Source organism: Arenimonas sp., from assembly GCF_047602345.1.
Taxonomy (GTDB): domain Bacteria; phylum Pseudomonadota; class Gammaproteobacteria; order Xanthomonadales; family Xanthomonadaceae; genus Arenimonas.
The window spans coordinates 242257-265258 of record NZ_JASGHN010000008.1; the positions used below are offsets into that span (position 1 = coordinate 242257).

22 protein-coding genes are annotated in these 23002 nt (G+C 66.2%); 12 read left to right on the plus strand and 10 right to left on the minus strand.

The window, feature by feature from the left end:
* Nucleotides 1–9 precede the first annotated feature (9 nt).
* The 6 genes from QM707_RS11880 (at nucleotide 10) to QM707_RS11905 (ending at nucleotide 6432) form a co-directional block, all read left to right on the plus strand.
* Nucleotides 10–2451, plus strand: a complete 2442-nt coding sequence (locus tag QM707_RS11880; protein ID WP_415002079.1) for a Calx-beta domain-containing protein — start codon at nucleotides 10–12, stop codon at nucleotides 2449–2451.
* Between the two features lie 126 nt (nucleotides 2452–2577).
* Nucleotides 2578–3555 carry a hypothetical protein gene (locus tag QM707_RS11885; protein WP_415002080.1) on the plus strand — a complete coding sequence of 326 codons (978 nt, stop codon included), beginning with the start codon at nucleotides 2578–2580 and terminating at the stop codon, nucleotides 3553–3555.
* A gap of 31 nt (nucleotides 3556–3586) precedes the next feature.
* Nucleotides 3587–3982 (plus strand): DUF3224 domain-containing protein, encoded by a 396-nt coding sequence (locus tag QM707_RS11890; RefSeq protein ID WP_415002081.1) that lies wholly within the window; start codon nucleotides 3587–3589, stop codon nucleotides 3980–3982.
* A 10-nt stretch (nucleotides 3983–3992) separates the two neighbouring features.
* Nucleotides 3993–4667, plus strand: coding sequence for a GNAT family N-acetyltransferase (locus tag QM707_RS11895; RefSeq protein WP_415002082.1), 675 nt, complete (start codon nucleotides 3993–3995; stop codon nucleotides 4665–4667).
* Between the two features lie 2 nt (nucleotides 4668–4669).
* A complete protein-coding gene (locus QM707_RS11900) occupies nucleotides 4670–5581 on the plus strand; it encodes a LysR substrate-binding domain-containing protein (RefSeq protein WP_415002083.1) in 912 nt (303 codons plus the stop codon).
* 119 nt (nucleotides 5582–5700) lie between these two features.
* Complete coding sequence (locus tag QM707_RS11905; protein WP_415002084.1) at nucleotides 5701–6432, plus strand: NADPH-dependent F420 reductase; 732 nt, start codon at nucleotides 5701–5703, stop codon at nucleotides 6430–6432.
* Here the strand turns inward: QM707_RS11905 and QM707_RS11910 are convergent.
* The 6 genes from QM707_RS11910 to QM707_RS11935 all read right to left on the minus strand — a co-directional run bounded on the left by QM707_RS11910 (nucleotide 6429) and on the right by QM707_RS11935 (nucleotide 11129).
* Entirely contained in the window at nucleotides 6429–6653 is a 225-nt protein-coding gene (locus tag QM707_RS11910) for an RNA-binding S4 domain-containing protein (protein ID WP_415002085.1), read from the minus strand. The genes QM707_RS11905 and QM707_RS11910 overlap by 4 nt on opposite strands.
* A 53-nt stretch (nucleotides 6654–6706) precedes the next feature.
* Nucleotides 6707–7930 carry an acyltransferase family protein gene (locus tag QM707_RS11915; protein ID WP_415002086.1) on the minus strand — a complete coding sequence of 408 codons (1224 nt, stop codon included), beginning with the start codon at nucleotides 7928–7930 and terminating at the stop codon, nucleotides 6707–6709.
* A gap of 140 nt (nucleotides 7931–8070) precedes the next feature.
* The gene (locus tag QM707_RS11920; RefSeq protein ID WP_415002087.1) at nucleotides 8071–8730 is read right to left on the minus strand and encodes a serine/threonine protein kinase; all 660 of its coding nucleotides are present in this window, start codon (nucleotides 8728–8730) and stop codon (nucleotides 8071–8073) included.
* 32 nt (nucleotides 8731–8762) lie between these two features.
* Nucleotides 8763–9281: an RNA polymerase sigma factor gene (locus QM707_RS11925; protein ID WP_415002088.1), complete on the minus strand. Its 519-nt coding sequence runs from the start codon at nucleotides 9279–9281 to the stop codon at nucleotides 8763–8765.
* Nucleotides 9282–9363: 82 nt separating this feature from the next.
* Nucleotides 9364–10206, minus strand: a complete 843-nt coding sequence (locus QM707_RS11930; protein WP_415002089.1) for a DUF72 domain-containing protein — start codon at nucleotides 10204–10206, stop codon at nucleotides 9364–9366.
* 41 nt (nucleotides 10207–10247) lie between these two features.
* A complete protein-coding gene (locus QM707_RS11935) occupies nucleotides 10248–11129 on the minus strand; it encodes a LysR substrate-binding domain-containing protein (protein ID WP_415002090.1) in 882 nt (293 codons plus the stop codon).
* Between the two features lie 102 nt (nucleotides 11130–11231).
* On the opposite strand from QM707_RS11935, the gene QM707_RS11940 reads away from it, so the two are divergent.
* From QM707_RS11940 to QM707_RS11960, 5 genes are all read left to right on the plus strand, one after another.
* Nucleotides 11232–12128, plus strand: coding sequence for a DMT family transporter (locus QM707_RS11940; protein WP_415002091.1), 897 nt, complete (start codon nucleotides 11232–11234; stop codon nucleotides 12126–12128).
* 138 nt (nucleotides 12129–12266) lie between these two features.
* Nucleotides 12267–12635: a VOC family protein gene (locus QM707_RS11945; protein ID WP_415002092.1), complete on the plus strand. Its 369-nt coding sequence runs from the start codon at nucleotides 12267–12269 to the stop codon at nucleotides 12633–12635.
* A gap of 5 nt (nucleotides 12636–12640) precedes the next feature.
* Nucleotides 12641–13549, plus strand: coding sequence for a DUF2785 domain-containing protein (locus QM707_RS11950; protein WP_415002093.1), 909 nt, complete (start codon nucleotides 12641–12643; stop codon nucleotides 13547–13549).
* A gap of 114 nt (nucleotides 13550–13663) precedes the next feature.
* Nucleotides 13664–14890, plus strand: a complete 1227-nt coding sequence (locus tag QM707_RS11955) for an HD-GYP domain-containing protein (protein WP_415002094.1) — start codon at nucleotides 13664–13666, stop codon at nucleotides 14888–14890.
* Between the two features lie 44 nt (nucleotides 14891–14934).
* The gene (locus QM707_RS11960) at nucleotides 14935–16200 is read left to right on the plus strand and encodes a putative bifunctional diguanylate cyclase/phosphodiesterase (RefSeq protein ID WP_415002095.1); all 1266 of its coding nucleotides are present in this window, start codon (nucleotides 14935–14937) and stop codon (nucleotides 16198–16200) included.
* Here QM707_RS11960 and QM707_RS11965 read toward each other — a convergent pair.
* The 4 genes from QM707_RS11965 to bcp form a co-directional block, all read right to left on the minus strand.
* Complete coding sequence (locus QM707_RS11965) at nucleotides 16197–16895, minus strand: response regulator (protein WP_415002096.1); 699 nt, start codon at nucleotides 16893–16895, stop codon at nucleotides 16197–16199. The two genes, QM707_RS11960 and QM707_RS11965, sit on opposite strands and share 4 nt — an antisense overlap.
* 79 nt (nucleotides 16896–16974) lie before the next feature.
* Nucleotides 16975–18777: a DUF885 domain-containing protein gene (locus QM707_RS11970; protein WP_415002097.1), complete on the minus strand. Its 1803-nt coding sequence runs from the start codon at nucleotides 18775–18777 to the stop codon at nucleotides 16975–16977.
* A 73-nt stretch (nucleotides 18778–18850) separates the two neighbouring features.
* Nucleotides 18851–19759 (minus strand): DMT family transporter, encoded by a 909-nt coding sequence (locus QM707_RS11975; RefSeq protein WP_415002098.1) that lies wholly within the window; start codon nucleotides 19757–19759, stop codon nucleotides 18851–18853.
* A gap of 12 nt (nucleotides 19760–19771) precedes the next feature.
* Nucleotides 19772–21019, minus strand: a complete 1248-nt coding sequence (bcp, locus tag QM707_RS11980; RefSeq protein WP_415002099.1) for a thioredoxin-dependent thiol peroxidase — start codon at nucleotides 21017–21019, stop codon at nucleotides 19772–19774.
* A gap of 61 nt (nucleotides 21020–21080) precedes the next feature.
* On the opposite strand from bcp, the gene QM707_RS11985 reads away from it, so the two are divergent.
* Nucleotides 21081–22985, plus strand: a complete 1905-nt coding sequence (locus QM707_RS11985; RefSeq protein ID WP_415002100.1) for a tetratricopeptide repeat-containing sulfotransferase family protein — start codon at nucleotides 21081–21083, stop codon at nucleotides 22983–22985.
* The last annotated feature ends 17 nt before the right edge of the window (nucleotides 22986–23002 follow it).

A 23002-nucleotide genomic window follows, 5' to 3' on the forward strand; every position in this document is an offset into this window, starting at 1 on the left:
AGCCCCCCGATGTTTTTCCTTCGCCGTGGATCGACCCTGCGTGCGTTTACCCTGCTCGCGGCTGCCTGTTGTACGACCTTCGCCTCCGCTGATGCGCCACCGCGTTTCCCGCCCGGTGCCGTCTGGCACCAAGACATCAGCCAGGCTGCGCTGCATCCCAATTCGTCTTCGATGATCAACACCCTGGCCGGCCTCGGCGGTTTCGGCAACGGGCGCATGCAGATCGACTTCAGCATTCACGTGGTGCGCGCCGACGCCAATGCGCCGCTGCGCAGCATCGTCGGCTATCCGTCGAACGGCGACTACTACTTCCCCGATTGCGAAGCGGTCGGCACGCAGATGCCGGTGCCGGCGAATTCGGCCATCGAGGGCAATACCGGACTGACCTGCAACAACGAAGACGAGGATTGCCACCTGCTCGTCGTGCAGGGCAACAAGCTGTACGAGGCCTATCGTGCCAACGCCAGCGGCAGCTCCGGCCTGCAGGCGCAATGCCTGGCCGTGTGGAAGCTCGATGCGGTCTATCCCATCGACAATCGCGGCGATCATTGCACCAGCGCCGATGCCGCCGGTTTCCCGATGGCGCCCCTGCTGTTCAATGCCGACGAGATCTTCACGGCGATGCAGACGCCGAACAGCGATCTCGGCCATGCGATCCGCTTCATCCTGCCGAACAGCCGCATGGCCACCTCCGGCGGCAAGAAGCAGTACGTGCGGCCTGCCAGCCATGCCGGCGGGCCGTCCGGTCCGGAAGGCACGGTGCCTTATGGTTCGCGCCTGCGCTTGCGCGCCGATTTCCCTGTCAATCTCTACTCGCCGGGCGCACAGGTGATCCTGCGCACGATGCAGCGCTACGGCATCGTGCTGGCCGACGGCGGCAACGTCGCGCTGACGGCCGAAAGCGACCTGTTCACGATGCACCGCTGGTCCGATGTCGGCGTCAGCGCCCGCACCTTCGACCAGGAAGTGGCCGGTTCGCCGGTGCGCATCCAGGATTTCCAGGTGATCGACACCGGCGCGCGCATCATCGAAACCTATGATTGCGTGCGCAATCCCGATCCGGGCGGCGGCACGCCGACGCTGAGCATCGCCGATGCGAGCACCAGCGAAGGCAACAGCGGCACCAAGACCCTGGGCTTCACGGTCAGCCTGTCGCAGGCGGCCGCCACGGCGGTGACGCTCAATGTCGCGACCAGCAATGGCACGGCGACCTCGGGCAGCGACTATTCGGCCCTGTCGCAGACCGGCGTGACGATTCCGGCCGGCAGCACCTCGGCGACGGTCAACGTGACGATCAATGGCGACACGACGGTCGAGCCGAACGAGACCTTCAACGTGGCGCTGAGCAATGTCAGCGGCGCCACGCTCGGCGACGGCAGCGCCACCGGCACGATCACGAACGACGACACGGCCCCGACACCCTCGCTGAGCATCGCTGACGTATCCACCAGTGAAGGCAACAGCGGCACGAAGACGTTGACCTTCACCGTCAGCCTGTCGTCGGCGGCATCGACGGCGGTGACTTACAACATCGCCACCAGCAACGGTACGGCGACCTCAGGCAGCGACTACATCGCCTCCAGCCTGACGGGCCAGTCCATCGCGGCCGGCGCGACCAGCAAGACCTTCGTCGTCACGATCAATGGCGATACGACGGTCGAGCCGAACGAAACCTTCAACGTCACGGTGAGCAGCGTCAGCGGCGCCACGGTCGCGGATGGCAGCGCCGTCGGCACGATCACGAACGACGATACGGCCCCGACGCCCTCGTTGAGCATCGCCGATGTCTCGACCAGCGAAGGCAACAGCGGCACGAAGACGCTGACATTCACTGTCGCGCTTTCCGCCGCCGCTTCGACGGCGGTGACCTACAACATCGCGACCAGCAACGGCACGGCGACGGCGGGCAGCGACTATGTCGCCTCCAGCCTGACGGGCCAGTCCATTCCGGCCGGCAGCACCAGCAAGACCTTCGTCGTGACGATCAACGGCGATACCACGGTCGAGCCGAACGAGACCTTCAATGTCACCGTGAGCAGCGTCAGCGGCGCGACGGTATCGGACGGCAGCGCCATCGGCACGATCACGAACGACGATACCGCCAGCCAGCCCAGTCTCAGCATCGCCGATGTTTCGGTCGCCGAGGGCCAGATCGGCACGCGAAAGATGACGTTCACCGTCAAGCTCAGCGCCGCCGCCACCAGCGCCGTCACCTACAACATCGCCACCGCGAATGGCACCGCGACCGCCGGCAGCGACTACGTCGCCGCCAGCCTGAGTGGTCAGTCCATTCCGGCGGGCACGCTCAACAAGACCTTCGTCGTCACGATCAACGGCGACCGGGTCCAGGAACCGGACGAAACTTTCACGGTCAACGTGAGCGGCGTCAGCGGAGCGACGGTTTCGGACGGGAGCGCCGTCGGTACGATCTTGAACGACGAAAGGCGCTAAGCCGACAGGGTCGTTTTGGAACGGGCGCCGGCACTATCGCCGGCGCCTTTTTGTTTGGGGTGGCCACACTGACATGACCGTGCGTCCGGGCTAAGCTGACTCCCTCGGGGCAGGCGGAGTTTCGGCATGCAGGTACCGGCATACTGGGCGGAAGCGAGCGCACGGCATCGCGAAGGCCGCAAGCAGATCACCGTGCGGCGTTTCGGCTGGTCCGACGAGAGCGAGCAGGCCGCTCAGGCGCATGCCGACGAGCGCGCGCAAGAAGCGCTGATCCTGATCATGACCGGCGCGCCGTTGGTGCGGCGCGAGCCGAAGGTCCCCTACAACGGCGCCGACGGCGTGCCGATCCGCGAGGAAATCCTCGAACGGCATGGCGAAGTCGTGATCACACGCAATCTCTACGGCGCGCCCTGTTTGAATACGCCTGACGCGCTGTTCGCGGATATCGATTTCCAGGTGGAACCGGCCTCGTCCTGGTTGTTGGTGCTGGTGATCGTGCTCGGTTTGACTGGATTCGTGACCGGGCATTGGCTCGCTGGTTGGGGCCTGGCCATCTTGCTGGTTTTCGTCGGCGTGATCGTGGCGATTCCTTTGGCCCGGCTGTTCCTCGGCGCAAGGACGAAAGCGGCGGGCGGGCCGGAGAAGCAGGCCGTCGCGCGCATCGAACGTTTCCTGCAATCGCACCCGGACTGGTTGCTGCGCCTGTACCGGACGCCAGCCGGCATGCGCGTGCTGGCCATGCATCGGCGCTTCGACCCGAGCGAATCGGTGGTCGCCGAGTTCTTCAAGGCGGTCTCGGCCGATCCCGAATACGTACGTATGTGCCAGCACCAGCAGTGCTTCCGGGCGCGGCTCGGCCCGAAGCCCTGGCGCATCGGCATGCCTGGCCATATCAAGCCGCGACCGGGCATCTGGCCGGTAAGACCGGAGCGTCGCGCCGAGCGCGATCGCTGGGTCGCGGACTACGAAACGAGGGCGCGGGACTATGCCGCCTGCGCCAGCGCGGGAGAACTAGGCAGCGGCAAGACGGACCCGGCTGTCGATGCCGTGCGCGAGCTGCACGACCGGTTGTGCCGCGCCGAATCCGATCTTCCGTTGGCGTGAGAGAATCCTCGCTCCGCCGAGGAGGTTGCCGATGAAGCGTGCCAGTGGCCAGTTCGACGTCAAGCTGCTGCCGCAGGCGGCGGAAGAGGGATCCCCCGAACCGGGGCGTATGACCTTGGACAAACATTTCCATGGCGACCTGGAAGCGACGAGCCGTGGGCAGATGCTGGCGATCCGCAGCGGTGTCGACGGCTCGGCGGGTTATGTCGCGATGGAACGCGTGAGCGGCGCACTCGCCGGGCGCGAAGGCACGTTCGCCCTGCAGCACAGCGGTACGATGGATCGCGGCAAGCCTTCGCTCAGCGTGACCGTGGTGCCGGACTCCGGCACCGGCGACCTGGTGGGCCTGTCCGGACGAATGGACATCCTCATCGAGGGCGGCAAGCACTTCTATTCCTTCGATTACAGTTTCGCGCCGGCGGACTGAGGCGCAGGCCATGGTGCTGGACAATCCATTCTGGGAATCGCTGCAGTCGCGCCATTGCGATCTCGCCCTGCGTCACGGCGAGACGGCGCGTTTCCCGGGCGAATACGCGCCTTTCCTCGGCGTGCGGCACAAGGATGTCGATGCGGCGGCCGCGTTCGAAGCGCTGGTGCCGCCGGATGATTCCGTCTACCTGCTGGGCATCGCGCCGGCGATGCCTGCGGGCTGGCGTCTTGGCGGGCCGGCGATCCTGGCGCAGATGGTTTGCGCGGAGCGCCTCGGTCCGATCGAGGGCCCGGAGATGATCGCGCTGACCGATGCGCACCGCGCCGATGTGCTGGCGCTGACCGCGCTGGTCTATCCGCATTATTTCCGCCAGCGCACAATGGACATGGGGCGCTACTTCGGCATCTACCAGGACGGGCGGCTCGCGGCAATGATCGGCGAACGCCTGGGTATGGACGAGTACCAGGAGGTCAGCGCGGTCTGCACGCATCCGGATTTCAACGGGCGCGGCTATGCGCGACAACTGCTGGCCATGCTGAGCAACGACATCCTCGCCCGGGGCCGCACGCCTTTCCTGCACGTCAGCCTGGAAAACCCGCGCGCGAAGACCCTGTACGAGCGCATGGGTTACGAAACGCGTGTGGAAATTCCGTTCTGGTCGTTGCGGCGGACGAAGGACTGACGATGCCTTCGCGCCGCCAGCCCCTCGTGCATCTCAATGCGCTGCGCGCGTTCGAGGCGGCCGCGCGCTTGTCGAGTTTCGCCGCCGCCGCCGAGGAGCTGAACGTCACCGCGTCGGCGATCAGCCAGCAGATTCGGACGCTGGAAGAATATCTCGGCGTCGAACTGTTCCTGCGCACGAAGGCCGGCATCGCCCTGACGCCGCCCGCGCGCGAGGCCTATGCCGACGTGCGCGACGGGCTGGCCCGGCTCGCTGCGGGACTGGGCAAGATGAAAGCCGATTGGCAGGGCAATGCGGTTGCGCTTACCGCGCCGACTTCGTTCGTGGCCAAATGGCTGCTGCCGCGCATGGAAGCATTTCGGCGCTCGCATCCTGATATCGATCTGCGCATCGACACCAGCGATCGCCTGGCCGACTACGCGGCCGAAGGCATCGATCTCGGCGTGCGCTACGGTCGCGGCGGTTACGGGGACGTCGAATCGACCCTGTTGTTCCGCGAAGAAGTTTTTCCCGTCTGCAGTCCTGCGCTGATCCCCGATGGCACGCGCGAATTGCCGGATGAAGCGATCGACGGCTTCAAGCTGATCCACGACGCGACGATCGCCTTCGATCCCGGCTTTCCGGATTGGCCGCAGTGGCTGGCCGCGCGTGGATTGCCGGCGCAGGACGTTTCGCGCGGACTGCATTTCAATTCCTCGGTACTGGCCACGCAGGCCGCGATCGAAGGGCAGGGCGTCGTGCTCGGGCGCAGCATCGTCGTCGAGGCCGACCTGCGCGCCGGCCGGCTCGTCCGTCCGTTTGCTGGAAGCGAACCGACCGATTGCGCCTACTACCTGCTGCATCCGCCAGGCGCCCTGGATCGCGCGGCGGCGAAGCTCGTGCACGATTGGTTGATGGCCGAATCACGGCAATAGCCCGACGGCCCGCGACAAGAAAATCTTGCCGTCCCCCTGCGAAAATCTCGTTTGCCGGACGGAAAGGCGAAGCCTAGTCTGCGCGGCACGACCGGTCCGGTCGCATGCACGAGGTCGCCATGTCGAACGATTCAGCACTCATTCCACTTCCCGCCAGCCACCGCGGCATCGAACTCGGCGTGTTGGGTGCCGGCCGCATGGGCGTGCGCCTGGCGGTGATGTTCGCGCGTGCGGGGCGGCTCGTCGTGCTTGGCGCCCGCGACCCGGTGAAGGCGCAGCGCATCGTCGCCGAGCTCGGCATCCCCAATCTTTCCGCCGGCAGCTATGAAGACGCGATCGCCGCCCCGGCCGTTCTACCGGCGATCTTCCTGCGCGACGGCCTCGACGAGTTGCTCAAGCGGTTCGGTCGGCAGCTCGACGGCAAACTGCTGATCGACATCAGCAATCCCTTCAACGAGGATTATTCCGATTTCATCCTGCCCTGGGACGACAGCAGCGCCGAACTGCTGCAGCGCCTGCTGCCGGGCACGTCGGTGGTGGGTGCGTACAAGCACGTCTTCGCCCAGGTATTCGATGCGCCCCTGCTCGAAGGGCGCGCGGGCGACGTCATCATCGTCGGCAACGATGCGCGGGCGAAGGACTATTTCCTCGCGCTGGCGAAAGGAACGCCCTTCCGCTACATCGATGCCGGCTCGCTGATTCATGCACGCACGATCGAACGATTGACGCTGATCACCGGTCGCCTGGGCCGTGAGGTCGGGACCTATCCGCGCATGAACTGGAAGCTGTTGGGCGAAGCCGGCGGCGAGACGGCGGAGACGCGGCAGATCGATCGCCTGCTGGCGGCTTAGGCGCCGAGCACGCGTATCTCGATGTCTTCGATGCGCACGACCTGGCCCGCGCGGATCTTGCAGGTCTTGCGCAATTCCTGCACGCCGTCGACCGTGACATCGCCGCTGGCGACGACCTGCTTGGCCATGCCGCCGCTGTCGGTCATACCGGTCAGCTTCAGCAGGTGGTGCAGTTCGACATGGTCGCGGTCGGGGTCGAGGCGGAATTGAATGTTCTGCATCGGCGCATGATGCCCGAAACCGCAGGCGCCGTGCGGCGCCTGCGGCAGGGCTCTCAGCTCGCGTTGGCGGCCAAGGCGGTATGCGCCGTCGCTTTCGCCGGCTTGCGACCATTGAGCAGGTTGCCCAGCCAGCGTCCGCGCACGAGCCAGTGATAGCTGGCCAGCAACAGCGCCATCGACGCGGCCAGCACCAGCGGGAACTCGACGAAGGCCGACCATTCGACTTGCGTCATGGCCACCTGCAAGGCCATCACCAGCGGCAGGTGCGCGAGATAGATCCAGTACGAGGCATCGGCGAGATAGCGCCGCGCCGGGCTGAAGCCCGACAGGAAACGCAGGCACAGGCCGATCAGTCCGAGGCTCCAGCTCCAGCCGCCGATCGTGTAACTCATGGTGTATGCGAGGTATTGCGCGTCCTGTTTCGCCGGCAGAAGCAAGGGCGACAGTCCCGACAGCGACAGGCAGCTGGCCGTGCAAGCGATGGCGAGCGCGAGGTTGAACAGCCAGCGGCCCTCGAGCGCGCGCAGCAGGTCCTGCTGGCGATGCAGCAGCCAGCCGATCGTGAAGGCGCTGCCGAAACCGACGAGCGCCGGCAGGTTCGGATACAGCGACTGGTCGGGCGTCGGGATGCCGAACCAGGCATACCACTTCGCCTGGAAGAACAGGCTTGCGGCCAGCGGCACGGCCAGCAGCACCGGTGCGAACGGCGTCATCACCATCCGCACGATGCGATCGATCATTGCACGCAGCTTCTGGCTGCGATCGACGAGGATGACGGCCCCGCGCACCAGCAGCGCACCGCCGTAGCAAAGCAGCAGCACGTACAGGAACCACAGATGCGTCAGCGGGAAATCGTCCGGCATGAAGGTGGGGCCGGGTGGCGTTTCCTTCGGCAGGCTGCCGCCGTTGGCCAGCATCGCGCCCCAGGCCAGCACGAGCACGATGGCCGTCAGCGACATCCACCAACCACCCGCGAGCGGCAGGCCGATGCGACGCGCGCGATCGACGATGAAGCCGCGCAGGCCCAGGCGATGCAGTGCCATCCGGCCGAAAAACCCCGCCAGCAGGAAGAACAGCAGCATGCGGAACATGTGCGGCACATAGAAGGCGAGGCCGAGCACGGCTTCGGGCTGCGTGTCGTGGGCGACCCAGAAGTATTGCGCGCCGGGAAGGAAGGCCATGCTGGCGTGCACGACGACGCCGAGTATCAGGGCGATGCCACGCAGGGCGTCGAGGCCGTGCAGGCGTTCGAGGGAAGAAAGCGGAGCGGTTTGCATCGTGTTTCTCCGGAAGCGGGATGAGCGAGGCCGACGCGGAAGGCAGGGCCTTCCGACGGCGGGCGAGTTTTCGGGGAGCGCGGCGAGCCGCGCGGGATTTACGATGTCGCGTTCAACGCGACTGGTTCAACGCAACGCGCTCAGTCGTTCTCGAACGCGGCGATCTCGTCGAGCAAGGCGCCGGCCTTGCGCAGGCTCGACCCGGTCACGCTGTCGTCCATGAACTTCGCGAGCTTTGGCCGCGAAGGGTCGCGCGACCAACGATGGAACCACCAGGTGCCGAGCAGGCCGAGCAAGCCGCCGGCGATGCCGCCCCAGGCCAGCCAGGGCGCGCTGGCGAACAGGTTGATGCCGGTGCCGGCCTTGGTCAGCATCACGAGTACCAGCACCCACAGGAACCACCAGGGCAGGCCGACGATCATGCCGCTGAGCACGTAGCGGCGGCGCACGATGGCGAGCTGTTTCTGGATGGTCAACACCGGCGCCGAGTGGTCGATTTCGCTGATGCCGCCCTGCACGATGCCACCGGCGATGATGCAGGCGATGCCGTAGACATGCATGACGATGCCGACGATCAGCATGGCCGTATCGTAGGAATAGCGGTTCCAGAATCCCGCCGACAGGATCACGAGGCAAGCGCCGAGGATCATCTGCAGGGCCTGGCCCCAGCGCAGCGGGCGCAGGCTGCGCCGCAGCGTGTCGAGCTTGCCGTCGCGATAGATCTGCAACTGCAGGGAGTTCTGCTTTTCCAGCCGGCGATCGAGGGTCTGCCAGGCGTTCTTGAGGTCGTCGAGTTCCATGGTCTTCTTTCCGTGCTTGATTCGTGTGTCGCTCAGGACAGGTCGTTGCGGATGCGTTGCTTGAGGCGGCTGATCTTCGTCGAGACGTTGCTTTCGCTCAGGCCGAGGATGTCGCCGATCTCGCGATTGCTGCGGTCTTCCAGGTAGAGCAGGAGCAGGGCGCGGTTGATGCGGTCGAGTCCGGCGATGACCTTCTGCAAGGCGCGCAACTGCTGTTCGGTTTCCGGATCGCCGCCACGTTCGTCGGCGACGTCGTGCAATGTGTCGTCGAGCGCCACCGAATGGCGATCGCGTTGCGTCGTCGAGCGGACATGCGAGATCGCCACGTTCAAGGCGATGCGGTACATCCAGGTCGAGAACGAACGCGACGGGTCGTAGTCCGGATACGCGCGCCAGAGCTGGGCCGCGATCTCCTGCGCGAGGTCGTCGCGATCGTCCGGGTCCCAGGCATAGGTATGCGCGACCTTGAACACGATGCGCCGATGCCGCTCGAGCAGCTCGCCGAAGGACTGGCGGGCGTCGTGATTCATGCTGGCGACGGCTTCGAGCATCGGGAGGGTTCCGGACAGCCGCATGGCTGCTTCGAAACCATGATTCGCGGCAGGAGGCGATTCGTCACAGCGATCGGAGAAACTATTTCCAGGGCGCCGGCGTCCAGCCCAGGCGACGGGCAAGCGCCATGGCTGCGGCGGGGTTCCGCTCTTTCGCGGCGCTGATGAAATAGGCGAAAACCTCACGCGGTTTCGCCTCCGCCGGCGCCTGTTGCAGGGGCAGGTCGGTCGGGGCCTGGCCGCTGCGCCAGCCGCGTACGCGTCCGGCCCAGGCGTCGAGCTCGGCGTCCGTATAGCCCTCGGGCAGGGTGGAGCGGCTACGCATCAGGCGCGCATAAGCGAAATCGCCGGTGAGATCGGCGAAGGAAGGGTACTTGTCCGAGTCGGTAAAGACGCTGGGCAGGCCACGGCGGCGCATCAGTGCGAAATAGCGATCGCAGAGGAAACTCTCGTCGCGAACTTCGACGGCGTGGCGCAGCCTGCGGCCGTTGAGTTCGGCGGGCAATCGGTCGATGAAGGCGGCGAAGGCGTCGGCGTCGAAACGGATGCCGTGTTCGAACTGCCACAGGATCGGCCCGAGCCGGTCGCCGAATTCTTCCAGGCCGCCGAACACGAAGGCGTCGATCTCGCCGCCGGCACCGGCGAGGTCGCGGCGCGTCGTGATGCGGCCCGGCGCCTTCAGCGAAAAAACGAAACCGTCCGGCGTTTCGCTGCGCCATTTCGCGTAGGTCGCCGGTTTCTGCGCACCGTAGTAGGTGCCGTTGACTTCGATGCTCGTAAGATGACGACTGGCGAATTCGAGTTCGCGGCGTTGCACGAGCTTCGGCGGATAAAAGTTGTTCCGCCACGGGGCATACACCCAGCCGCCGATGCCGACATGGGCCAACGGTGCCGCCGATTCGTTCGCGAACAAGTCCTGCGCCATGGCCATTCTCCGCGTCCGGGCGTCCGATGATAAACGCGCACTCAGCGTGGTAGCGACAGCAGCCAGTCCGCGAAGATCTTCGCGGCAGGTCGCAGGCGCCGATGCGTCGGGTGCACGATGTAGTAGTTCCAGCGCGTCGGCACGCTGGGCCCGGGCAGGCGGACCAGTTCGCCATCGGACAGGTACGGCGCGACGATGCGCTCGCGGGCGAGCGCGACGCCCAGGCCGACCGCGGCGGCCTTCAGCGCGTCGGTGGTATCGCCGAAGGTATAGCGCTCGTCGAGGCGAGCCCCATGCACGCCCGCCGCGCGGAACCAGTCCTGCCAGCCTTGGCGCGCGCGGTCGGCGATCAACGGCAATCGGGCGACATCGGCCGCGGTCTTCACGGCATCGAGATTCGGATAGCGCGGTGAAGTCACCGGGAACAGCGCATCGTCCATCAGATGCTGCGCGCTCAGGCCTGGCCATTGCCCGGGCCCGTGCCGGATGCCGAGATCCGGGCCGCCGTCGTCGAAGCGCGCGAGCGCGATCTCGGTATCCACGCTGATATGGATTTCCGGATGCAGGGCCGCGAAACGCGGCAGCAGGGGCAGCAGCCAGGTGTAGACGAGCGAATGCAGCGTGGTGATGCGGACGCGCTCGCGTTCGTCCTTGGCATGGCGCAGTCCGCGCAACACGCTTTCCATATCGGCCAGCGCGCTGCCGGCGGCATCGGCCAGTTGCCGGCCTTCGGCCGTCAGCGATACGCCGCGCGCATGCCGGGTGAACAGCGTCACGCCCAAGCGCGATTCCAGCTTGCGCACATGGTGGCTGACCGCGCTGGCGGTTAGGTGAAGCTCGTCCGCCGCGTGGGCGAAGTTCTGATGGCGGGCAGCCGATTCGAAGGCGGCGAGGGCGGACAGGGAGTCGGAACGCAGGGCCATGGAAGCCTCAAACAAAACTTGTGGCTGGGACCCAAAGTATGCGCTTGTGGCGGTAATCCATGCGCGGAAAATAGGCGCCAGTCACGAATCTGGCTTGCGACCATGGCTGCCACCCCTGCCTCCGTTTCCGAACTTTCCACTGCACGCGACCGCGCCTGGCAGTCGCCGCTCGAGCTGGCCCTGCTGGCCGCCATCTGGGGAGCCTCCTTCATGTTCATGCGCGTGGCTGCCCCGCAGTTCGGCGCCATGCCCCTGGTCGAGATCCGCCTGGCGCTAGGTGCGGTGGTGCTGCTGCCCTTCCTGTGGAAGGCGCGGGCCTCGTTCCCGCGCGCCATCTGGCCCAAGCTGGCCCTGATCGGCATCATCAATTCGGCCATCCCCTTCGCGTTGTTCGCCTGGGCCGCGCAACGCGCGCCGGCGGGCATCGGCGCCATCACCAATTCGATGGCGGTGCTGTTCACCGCCCTGGTGGCCTTCCTGTTCTATGGCGAAAAGATCGGCACGCGGCGCAGCCTTGCGCTAGTGGCGGGTTTCGTTGGCGTCGTGGTCCTGGCCAGCGCCAAGACCGCAGGCGCCAGCGTCGGCGGTGCCGTGGCGGCGGGTACGACGGCGGCATTCCTGTATGGCATCGGCGCGAACCTCGTCCGCCGCCACCTGACGGGATTGCCGCCGGCCGCCGTCGCGGCCGCGACCCTGTCGTCCGCGGCGATCTTCATGCTGCCGATGGCGATCGCGTACTGGCCGGCCCAAACCCCCGAACCGCGCGCATGGTTTTCGGTCGTAATGCTCGGCGTGCTCTGCAGCGGCGTCGCTTACGCCCTCTACTACCGCCTAATCCAGCGCATCGGCGCTGCCCGCGCCGTGACCGTCACTTACCTGGTGCCCCTGTTCGCCGTCGCCTGGGCCTGGCTGCTGCTGGGCGAACCGCTGACCCTGCCGATGGGCATCGCCGGCGCCCTGATCATCGGCAGCGTCGCCCTGAGCCAGCGCGGCAACTGACTCCCTCTCGGTTTCTTCCCCTGACCCGGTCTCGCGTCGCAGGACGCGGACCGGGTTTTTTTTGGTGACTTCCGGCACGCCTCCCAAAGCCGGCGCGACGGTGTAGATTGCCCGCTCACCCTCAGGCAGGAGCGCGCGATGATCGGCTACGTCACCCTCGGCACCAACGACATGGCCCGCGCGGCGGGTTTCTACGATGCCCTGTTGGCGGAGATCGGTGCCAAGCGTTTCATGGAGTACGACAGCTTCATCGCCTGGGGGGTGTCGCCGACGCAGCCTAGTCTCGGCGTGATCAAACCGCACAACGGCCAGGCGGCGACGGTGGGCAACGGCACCATGGTCGCCCTCGTGGTCGACAGCAAGGAAAAGGTCGATCGCATCTACAAGAAGGCGATGGAACTGGGCGCGACGGACGAAGGCCCGGCCGGTCCGCGCAGCGACAATTTCTACGCCGGTTATTTCCGCGACCTGGACGGCAACAAACTCAACGTCTTTTTCTGGGGTTGATGCGCATGCGCCTGTCGATTCGCACGAGTTTGCTCGCCCTGGCCCTCCTCGCGGCGGCCGGTTCCGCCAGCGCCGACTGTCCGCCGCCGGGCTGGACGAAGGAGAAACTGCTCGAACTCAAGGCGAACAAGTTCGCCGTCGAGGACTTCGCGGCACGCAGCAGTCTCGCCGTGGACCTGCTGGCCTGCCTGTCTTCGCCCGATCCGCAACTGCGCGATGGCATCGCTTTCGAAGCGGAAACCAGCTGGTTGCGCAGCGGGCAGTTCGATCATGCGACGCGGCAGGCGATCCTGCAGGCGCTGTTGCCCAAACTGCGCAAGGACGCGAGCGATCGCGAGGGCTTCACCGCTCCGTTCGCTGCGCTGGTATTGGCGGAAGTCGCACGCACGGATCGGTTGTCGGCCTGGATGACGACGGAGCAACGCACGGAGCTGGTGACGGCGGCCGCGGAGTTCCTCGAAGGCGTGAACGACTATCGCGGTTTCGACGCGAAAGAAGGCTGGCGGCACGGCGTCGCGCATGGCGCCGACCTGGCCATGCAGTTGGCCCTGAATCCGCAACTCGATCGCGCTCAACTCGATCGCCTGCTGGCCGCCGTGCGCAAGCAGATCGCTCCGGCGGGCGAGCATTTCTACATCTATGGCGAATCCGAGCGCCTGCTCCGGCCGATGCTGTTCATAGCGCAGCGCGGGCTGCACGACGAGGCGTTCTGGAAGGCATGGTTGACCGACCTGATCGCACCGGCGCCCCTGCCATCCTGGGATTCGGCCTTCTCCTCGCAAGCCGGCCTGGCCAAGCGCCACAACACCCAGGCGTTCCTGCTGGCGCTGTACGCCAATACGCGCGATAGCGAGCAGCCAGTGATGCAGTCCCTGGCCGGATCGACCCGGGAGGCGCTCCAGGCCCTGCCCTGAGGGCGCGGGGCTGGTGGGCATCGCGCGAGTGCTGTTAGCCTAGCTGAGCGGGGCGTCCTGCCCCGCATCGCGGCATTCCCCTGGTGGTCGGCGAACTGGAGCTGCGGACGCCCCATGGTGACGCTGGTGGCATCGGAAGTGCAGGTGGACGTCGCCAACCTCACGGTGGGCATGTACGTCTGCGGCCTGGATCGCGACTGGCTCGGAACGCCGTTCCCGCTGCAGGGTTTCTACGTTTACGACGACGAGCAGATCGCCGGGCTGCGCAAGCTCTGCGACTACGTCATCGTCGATCGGGCGCGCAGCAACATTCCGCTGGCCGTCACTGCCGAGATGCTGATGCAGCCGCGCGAAGTGCGCCTGCGCGTCACCGAATACCGCAATACGACCACCCTGGCCGAGGAAATGCCGCGCGCCCGCGAGGCGCACGAAACCGCGGCCGCGTTCGCCAGCAAGGTGATCGCCGACGTCCGCGAGGGCCAGAAGATCGCCGTCGAGGACGTGCGCGAGGCGGTGATGCCGGTGGTCAAGAGCGTGATGCGCAATGCCGACGCTTTTCTATGGATCAGCAGTCTCGGCAAGCGCGACGTCTACGAATACGACCATGCCATCAATTGCAGCCTGCTCGCCGCGGCCTTCGGCCGGCACATGGGTTTCGGCGAAGAGACCCTGATCAACCTGGCGACCGGCGGATTGTTGCTCGACGTGGGCAAGTCGGCCTTGCCGGACAGCCTGCTGCAGATGGAAGGCGCGATGACGGATTCGGAGCGGCGCGAGATGCGCACGCACGTCACCCATGGGCTGGCCCTGCTCGAGCAATCGGGCGTCTATGCGCCCGACGTGATCGACATGGTGCGCACGCACCACGAACGCTACGACGGCGCCGGTTATCCCGACGGCCTGGCGCGCAACGAGATCCCCCTGTTCGGACGCATGGCCTCGGTCATCGACAGCTACGATGCGCTGACCAGCGTGCGCCCCTATCGCAAGAAGCTGGCGCCGCACCAGGCCCTGCAGCAGATCTATCGAGAGCGCGGCCGCCGTTACCACGGCGAGATCGTCGAGCAGTTCATGCAATGCCTGAGCGTGTATCCGACCGGTTCCCTGGTCGAACTGAGCACCGGCGAGATCGCGATCGTGATGGCGCAGAACTTCGCCCGCCGGCTGCGGCCGCGGGTGATGGTATTGACCACGCCCGACAAGAAGCTGGCGGACGAGTTCCGCGAGATGGATCTGCTCGACGACGGCACCAAGGGCGCCGATGGCAGGCCGGTGGAAGTGGTAGGTACGCTGGAACACGGCGCCTACGGCATCGACCCGACCGAGTTGTATCTGATCTGATTGCGGCATTCCGCGCGCGGGCGCATCGCGGACAGGAACCATCGATGCTTGACCGGACGGAATTCATCGCAACGCTGGAACGGTTGATCGCCCAGGGCGAAGGCCGTTCCTTCGGCGTGATCCTCGCGCGCGTGCAGCGCCTCGGCGAGGTCAACATCCTGCTGGACGAATCCCTGTCCAGTGCGGCGCACAAGCGCATCGAGCAGGCCTTGCTGCCCGACGACCGTCTCGCCCAGGTCGGCGAATGCGAGTTCGCCATCCTGCTCGCCGGCGTGCGCAGCGCCGGGCACGCGGCCCTGGCGGCTAATCGCCTGGTCCGTGCCTTCCAGGAGCCGTTGAGTTTCGAAGGCCGTCCGGCGCAGATGGTGATCGCCGCCGGCGCCGCCGTGTTCCCGAACCATGCGCAAACGCCGATGGCGCTGTGTCGTTGCGCGGAGACCGCGTTCGCGCAGGCGCAGCAGTCCAGCGATCGTTACGCGGTCTATTCGCCGCGCGCCGATCGCCCCGAACTCGCCTACACCGACCTGCGCGAGGCGGTCACCAATAATCGCCTCAACGTCTACCTGCAATCGATCTGGGACCTGCGCCACGACCGCGTCGCCGGCGCCGAATCGCTGGCGCGCTGGAACAGCCAGGCGCTCGGCTGGGTCAGCCCGGACCAGTTCATTCCTTATGCCGAGCAGACCGGGCTGATCAGCGAGCTGACTCGCTGGAGTCTCAATGCCACGCTGCGTTACTGCGGCCAGGCGCGACAGGCCGGCCGCGGCATGCCGTTCGCGATCAACCTGTCGGCGCGCGTCTTCCACGAAACCGGCATCGTCGAGCAGATCCTGGATGCGATAGAAATCTGGAACGTCTCGCCCGACGCGGTCGTGCTGGAAGTGACGGAAAACGCGCTGATGGCCGACCCGCAGCTCAGCGCGCGCGTGCTGAAGCGATTGCGCGACCAGGGCCTGCGCATCGCCATCGACGATTTCGGCAGCGGCTATTCCTCGTTCGCCTATCTAAAGCAGTTTCCGGCCACCGAACTCAAGATCGACAAGGAATTCGTACTCGACATGACCGGCGACGTACGCGCCGCGCAGCTCGTGCGGTCGATGGTCGACCTGGCGCACAACCTCGACCTCGACGCGATCGCCGAGGGCGTGGAAACGCCGGAGACGGCGCTGATGCTGGCCGAAATGGACTGCGATTTCGCCCAGGGCTTCTTCTTCGGGCGCCCGATTCCCGCCGAAGAGTTCCTGGCGCAGCACTGCGCGCCGATACCGGCCCCGGGCAACCGGCGCGGACTGAACGCCGACGCGGGTTAGCGGGTCGGCGGCACGATCGCCGGCGCGGTCTGCTGCCGGCGAGGAATCAGGTCGTCGTCCAGCAAGCGTTCGACGCGGGCGAAAACTTCCGGGCGCGAGAAGGGTTTCTTCATGAAATCGTCGGCGCCGATGCGTTGCACGTAGAACTGCTCGGTCGCCTGTTCGTTGCCGCTGATCATGATCACCGGCGTGTCCTTGGTGCCCGCTTCGCGGCGCAGGTGGCGCAGGGCGGCGAAGCCGTTCATGCCCGGCAGCACGATGTCGAGGAAGATCAGTTCCGGATTTTCGCTGCGCGCCATGGCCAGTCCGGTCTCGGCATCGCCGGCTTCCAGGATGTCGCAGTTGTTCTGCTTCAGCATGCGGCCGAGCAGGGCGACGATCGTCGCCGAATCGTCGATGATCAGGACGCGCGTACCTGGCCGCGGCATGCGCCGCGTTTTTTGCCGGCGTTCCTTGCCATCGGGGCCGCTCGCCTCGGTCTCGGCTTCTGGCTCGTCGTCGAGCGCCGTTTCGGGCGCGGGTGCGGCATCCGACGACGACGCGAGCGGCGGCGTGTATTCGATGGGCTCGGAGGCATCGACCGGCCGGTCGGCCAGCGGAACGTAGGCCGGCGTCGGCGCAGGGCCAGTGGTTCGCCCGACCTGGGCAGCGTTCGCATCGCCGAAAAGCCGCCGGATCTTGTCGAATAGGCCCACGTCGTCCACTCCCCAGGGACTTCCCCGCGCCGAGTGTCGCCATTGCGCGCCGGGCGCGCAATGGGGAGCGCTTCCGGACTTAGCGGATGGGCTCGTCCAGCATCAGCTGGCGTACGAAACGCACGGGCGGCGAACCGAAGGAAAGCACGCGGTCGTGGTAGGCCTTGAGCTGGAAGCCCGCGCCTTCGCGCTTCTCCACCTCGCGACGCAGGTCCAGGTGCTCCTGCACGCCGACGAAATAGGTCGGCAGCTGGGTCGAGCTGAGCTGGGCGCGCGTCCATTTTCCGGCCGCTTCGCTCTCTTGCTGGAAGGTCTGTTCGGTCATCAGCTTCATCGCGTCTTCCCGGCTCATGCCGTCGACGTGGATGGCCTGGTCGAGGATGGCGTTGGCGATCGTGCGCAGGTACCACTTGAGCTGGATCAGGCGGTACAACGGGTCGTTGTCCATGTAGCCGGCGTCGGCCATGACTTTTTCGGCGTACACCGCCCAGCCTTCGACGAAGGCGCCGGACGACAGCACCGCGCGCAGCACGGACGGATATTTGTTCGAGTGCCAGATCTGCACGTAATGGCCGGGCATGGCTTCGTGCACGCTCAGTTCGTGGATCGAGCGCGTGTTGTATTCGCGCAGGAACGAAGTGACCTGCTCGTCCTTCCACTGGTCGGGGATCGGCGAAACGGCATAGAAGGTGTCGAGGTGCTTGTCCAGCGGACCCGGCGAGTCGCAGTAGGCGACGCTGAAGCCGCGCTGGAACTCAGGCATCAGGATGATGGCGACCGGTGCGTCGGGCAGGGTGATCAGGTCCTTCTCGCGGACGAAATCGGTGGCTTCCGCGGTCGAGGACTTGGCCAGGTCGACGACCTTGTCGCGCGTCGGCCGGTCGGCATAGGCGAGTTCCAGCGCCGCGGCGATCGCCGCCTGCTGCTGCGTGGCGTCGGGTTTTTCCGGCGTGGCCGGCGCGCCCTTCTGGCCGGCCAGCACCTCGCGGGCGATGCCGTACATCTGTTCCCGCACGCTGGCCAGTTCCTTCTCGGCGCGTTCGCGGATTTCCTTGCGACCGAGCGGAGAGTTCAGCGCGAACGCCAGCTTTTCGTCGTAGAGCTTCTGGCCGATCCTGAAATCGCCCTTGGCGTTCGGCACCAGCGTCTGGTCCAGCCAGGTCTGGTGCTCGGCGACAGCGGCCTTCAAGGCGGTGGCGGCCGCTTCCATCCGCTGCTTGTCCTCCGCCGGCAATTCCGCGGCGTGCGTCAGGATCATGCCGTCGACCACGGCGATGATGCCGTTGTTCTGGCGGGCGACGGTTTCGGCGTGCGTCTTCGGCACGCGCGCCGGATCGATGTTGGCGCGCATCTGCGCGAACAGCGCCGGCAATTTCTCCATGCGCGAGGTCGCCGAACGCAGGCGATCGGGCAGAGGGGCGAACTCGCGCGCCATCAGCGAATACAGGGAGCCGCCGGCCAACGAGCTGTAGATCATCGGATCCCAGGCCCAGGACTGCAGCGTATTGGCGGTCCACAAGTCGTAGCGCAGCTGGTTCTCCAGCACGGCGGCATCGACCTGGTTCTCGCGCGACAGCTTGTCGCGATCGATCTTGCCGAGTTCGTCCAGGATGGATTGCGAGAAGGCGACGCTCTTGGCGCGGCCTTCGGCGCTCAGGTCGTCCAGTTCGCCATCGTGGCTGTGGTTGCCGATCTGCGTCGCGGCCACCGGGCTCAGCGCCATGCCGCCGTCGAGCCAGCGCTTGGAAAGATCGGCGAAGGCAGCGTCCGTGCGTGCGTCCGGCGCATCGGCGGCGGGCTTGTTGGCGTCGGGCGATCCGGCTGGTTGGCAGGCCGCCAGCATGGCGGCGGTCAGGGCGAGGCAGAGCAGCTTGCGGGTCATGGACGGGGCTCAGTCGGCAGGAAGAGGGCAGAGCATAGTGCCTCGGCCGTTTTCCCGCATGGGCCATCCGGCCTCAGCTTTCGATGGGAATCGATTGCGCGCGTTGTTGCGAGCGGCGCGCCAGCCAGGCATGGGCGAACACGGCCAGCAGGATCAGCGCCACGCCGGCGTAGAACGGTGGCGACAGTTCGTGTTGTTCCCGCAGCAGGGCGATCGCGATGGCGATCGCATAGACCGGCTCCAGGTTCAGCGCCAACTGCACGCTGAAAGCGCTGACGTGACGCAGCGCCACCAGGGACAGCGAGAACGGCAGCAAGGTGCAGAACCAGGCCAGAGTCAGCAGCAGCGCGGCATCTCGCAGGTCGGGCATCGGGAATAGCGGTGCGTCGCCACCCGGCAACAGCGGAGAAGCGAGCACGAGGAAGAGCAGACCGGCGCCGAGTTCGACGCCGGTGACGGTCAGCGGTTCGGCCTGTTCGACGTAGCGCTTGTTCAGGGCGCTGAACAGTGCCGTCAGGAAGGCGGAAAGCACGCCGATGGCGATGCCGGCATGCATGCCGGCAGGAACGCCGCCGAACAGCAACGCGATGCCGGGAATCGCGATGGCGCCCAGCAACAGCTCGCGCGGGTCGAAACGTCGACCGGCGATCCAGGGTTCGAGCACGGCCGCGAAAACGGATCCGAGCGCCAGGCAACTGGCGGCGACGGAAGCGTTCGAGAGCTTGATCGCGCCGTAGAACGTCAGCCAGTGCAGGGCGACGACGACGCCGATGCCGGCATAGACGGCCAGCAGCCGGCTCGGCAAGGCGCGCAATCCGCGCCAGACACGAGGCAAAAGACAGAGCGTCGCGCAGACCAGCAGCATGCGCCAGCACACAAGGGCCAGGGCGGGCAGGCTGATCAGCTTGCCGAGGATGGCGGTGAAGCCCCAGAGCAGGACACAGAGATGGATCTGTGCGTAGGCGCGCGCCTGCGGCTGCACTTCGTTCTCCGCTCAACGCCGCGCGGCGGACTTCTTTTTCGCGATGCCCTTTGTCGCCGGCTTCCTGGTAGCGGCCTTCTTCGTCGAGGCCTTCTTCACCGGCGCTTTTTTCGCCGCGGCTTTTGTCTTTGCGGGCTTTGCCGCGGCGCGCTTCTTGCCGGTCTTCTTCGCCGCCTTCTTCGCGACGGCAGGTTTCGCGTTCGCCTTCTTCGCCGGCTTGGCGGCGGTCGCCGCGACCGGCTCGCCGCCCAGATAGGCCAGGACATCGGCGGCATGCGTATCGACGCTCACCTTGTCCCAGGTCTGCTCGATGCGGCCACGGGCGTCGACGACGAACGTGCAGCGGGCGATTCCCATGTACTTGCGTCCGTACAAGCTCTTCTCCACCCAGACGCCATAGGCCTCGATCAGCTCGTGGTCGGGATCGGACAGGAGCGGGAAGTTGAGCGAGTACTTGTGCACGAACTTCGCATGCCGTTTTTCCTCGTCCGCGCTGACGCCGAACACGGGCACCGAAAGTTCGCCGAAGCCCGGCAAGTTGTCGCGAAACGCGCAGGCCTCGCGCGTGCAGGCGGGCGTTTCGTCCTTCGGATAGAAGTACAGCACATAGCGTTGGCCTTTCAGCGAATCGCTGCCGATGATGTGGCCGGTATCGCTGGACAGCGAGAAATCCGGGGCCTTGTCGCCGATCTTGAGCATGCTGCTTTCCTTGCGCGTGACGGCCACAGTGCGGAGTGCAGCCTGCGGCGGGTCGCCAAGCCTAGCCGATATTTCCGGAGCAGGCGGATGCTGCAGGCAGAGCCGTCGTTTTTCCGCCGCATCGAGCCGCTTGATCGCCCACTCGCGCCGGAGGGCGTCGGACCGGTCCTCGCAGGCGATGACGGCACGCAGTGCGAGCGGCGGGTGCGAACGCGTATAGCGGGCGCCCTTGCCGCGGCGATGTTCCTCGAAGCGGCGCGCCACGTCGGTCGCCGCCCCGGTGTAGAGGCTGCCATCCCGGCATTCGATCAGGTAGACGAACCACGGCATGACGAACCCTTCCTGGAACCCGGCCAGGCAGCCCCTGTTAACGGAATATTGACGCCTTCGGGACAATCTGATTATGTGTCGGCGATCCCATCGCAGGGGTATCCGGATCCCCCGGTCCGGCCGCCGCGATGCCCGCGACCGGATCTGGTTCTGCCCCTGAAGGAAAGCCGTGCCCGAGTCGACCGCCTCCGTCGAGATTGCGCTAGCGCACGCCTCGCGGCTGCTCGCCACCGACCCCGCGCTAGCCGGCGAACAGGCGGGCGAAATCCTAAAGGCCGTGCACGATCATCCCATGGCCCTGCTGCTGCTGGGGCGTTCGCACGCGGCGCGCGGCGAAGCGATGCAAGCGGCCGAGGTGCTTCGGCAACTGGCGACCAAGCAGCCGCAATGGGCCCTGGCCCAGTACGAGCTCGGCATCGCCCTGGGGCGGGCGGGCCAGGGCGACGAGGCCTTGTCCGCATTGCGACGAGCGATCGAACTCAAGGCCGATCTGCCGCAGGCCTGGTTGGCGCTCGGCGATCATCTGACGGCAGTCGGCGACAATACGGGCGCGGCCGAGGCTTACTCGCGCCATGTCCGTCATTCGATCCGCGATCCGGCCCTGATGTCGGCGGCTGCCGCCCTGCACGACAACCGGCTGCCCGAGGCCGAGCGCCTGCTCAAGCAACACCTGTATCGCATGCCGACCGATGTTGCGGCGATGCGCATGCTGGCCGAACTGGCCGTGCGCCTGGGCCGCAACGAGGACGCCGAAAACCTGCTTGCGCGCGCACTGGAACTGGCGCCCGGTTTCCGCGAAGCGAGGCAGAACCTGGCCCTGGTCCTGTACCGCGGCAATCAGCCGGACGAGGCGCTGAAACAGATCGAGGTCCTGCTGGCCGACGATGCGCGCAATCCGGCGATGCGCAATCTGAAGGCGGCGATCCTCTGCCGCATCGGCGAGTTCGCGGCCGGCATCGCCCTGTACGAACAGCTGCTGCGCGAGTATCCGACGCACCCGCGCATCTGGCTCAGTTACGCGCATACGCTCAAGACCGAGGGGCGCCAGGACGAATCCGTCCGCGCCTACCGCCGCAGCATCGAATGCGATCCGGCCTTCGGCGAAGCGTGGTGGAGCTTGGCCAACCTGAAAACCTACCGGTTCTCCGCCGACGACATCGCGGCGATGCGCAGGCAACTCGCGCGCGATTCGCTGGACGAAGAACACCGCTTGCATTTCGATTTCGCGCTCGGCAAGGCGCTGGAAGACGCTGGCGAGTACGAAGCTTCTTTTCGCCATTACGATGCGGGCAACCGCCTGCGCCTGCGTCGCGTTCCGTACAGCGCCGGCGAAACCAGCGCGCGCGTCGAGTTCGCGAAGAAGACCTACGACGAATCCTTCTTCGCCGATCGCGCCGGCTGGGGCGATCCTTCGCCCGATCCGATCTTCATCGTCGGCTTGCCGCGCGCCGGTTCCACCCTGATCGAGCAGATACTGTCCAGCCATCCGCAGGTGGAGGGCACGCAGGAGTTGCCGGAGATCATTTCGATCACGCGCGCCCTGCGGCGCCGGGCCGCCGACGATTCGATCGGCGGATACCACCGTGCGCTGGCCGAACTCGGTGCCGACGAAGTGCGCGCGCTCGGTCGCGAGTATCTGCAGCGCACGCGCATCCAGCGCAAGACCGACGCGCCGTTCTTCATCGACAAGATGCCGAACAACTTCCTGCACCTCGGCCTGATCCGCCTGATCCTGCCGAACGCGCGGATCGTCGATGCGCGTCGGCATCCCCTGGGTTGCTGCCTGTCGAACTTCAAGCAGCATTTCGCCCGCGGGCAGAACTTCAGCTACAGCCTTGAGGACATCGGTCGCTACTACCACGACTACATCGGGCTGATGGCGCACTACGACCGCGTGCAGCCGGGCGCGGTGCACCGTGCGTTCCACGAACGCATGGTCGAGGACAGCGAAGGCGAGATCCGCCACCTGCTGGAGGCCTGCGGCCTGCCGTTCGACGAACGTTGTCTGCGTTTCCACGAAAACGAACGCGCGGTGCGTACCGCGAGTTCGGAACAGGTACGGCGCCCGATCAATCGCGACGGCGTGAACCAGTGGCGGCACTTCGCGCCGTGGCTGGAGCCGCTGAAACTCGCCTTGGGGCCCGTACTCGATGCCTATCCGGCGGTGCCGGATTCTTTTGCCCATCCACGCGTTTGAACCGAACCACAGCCGGG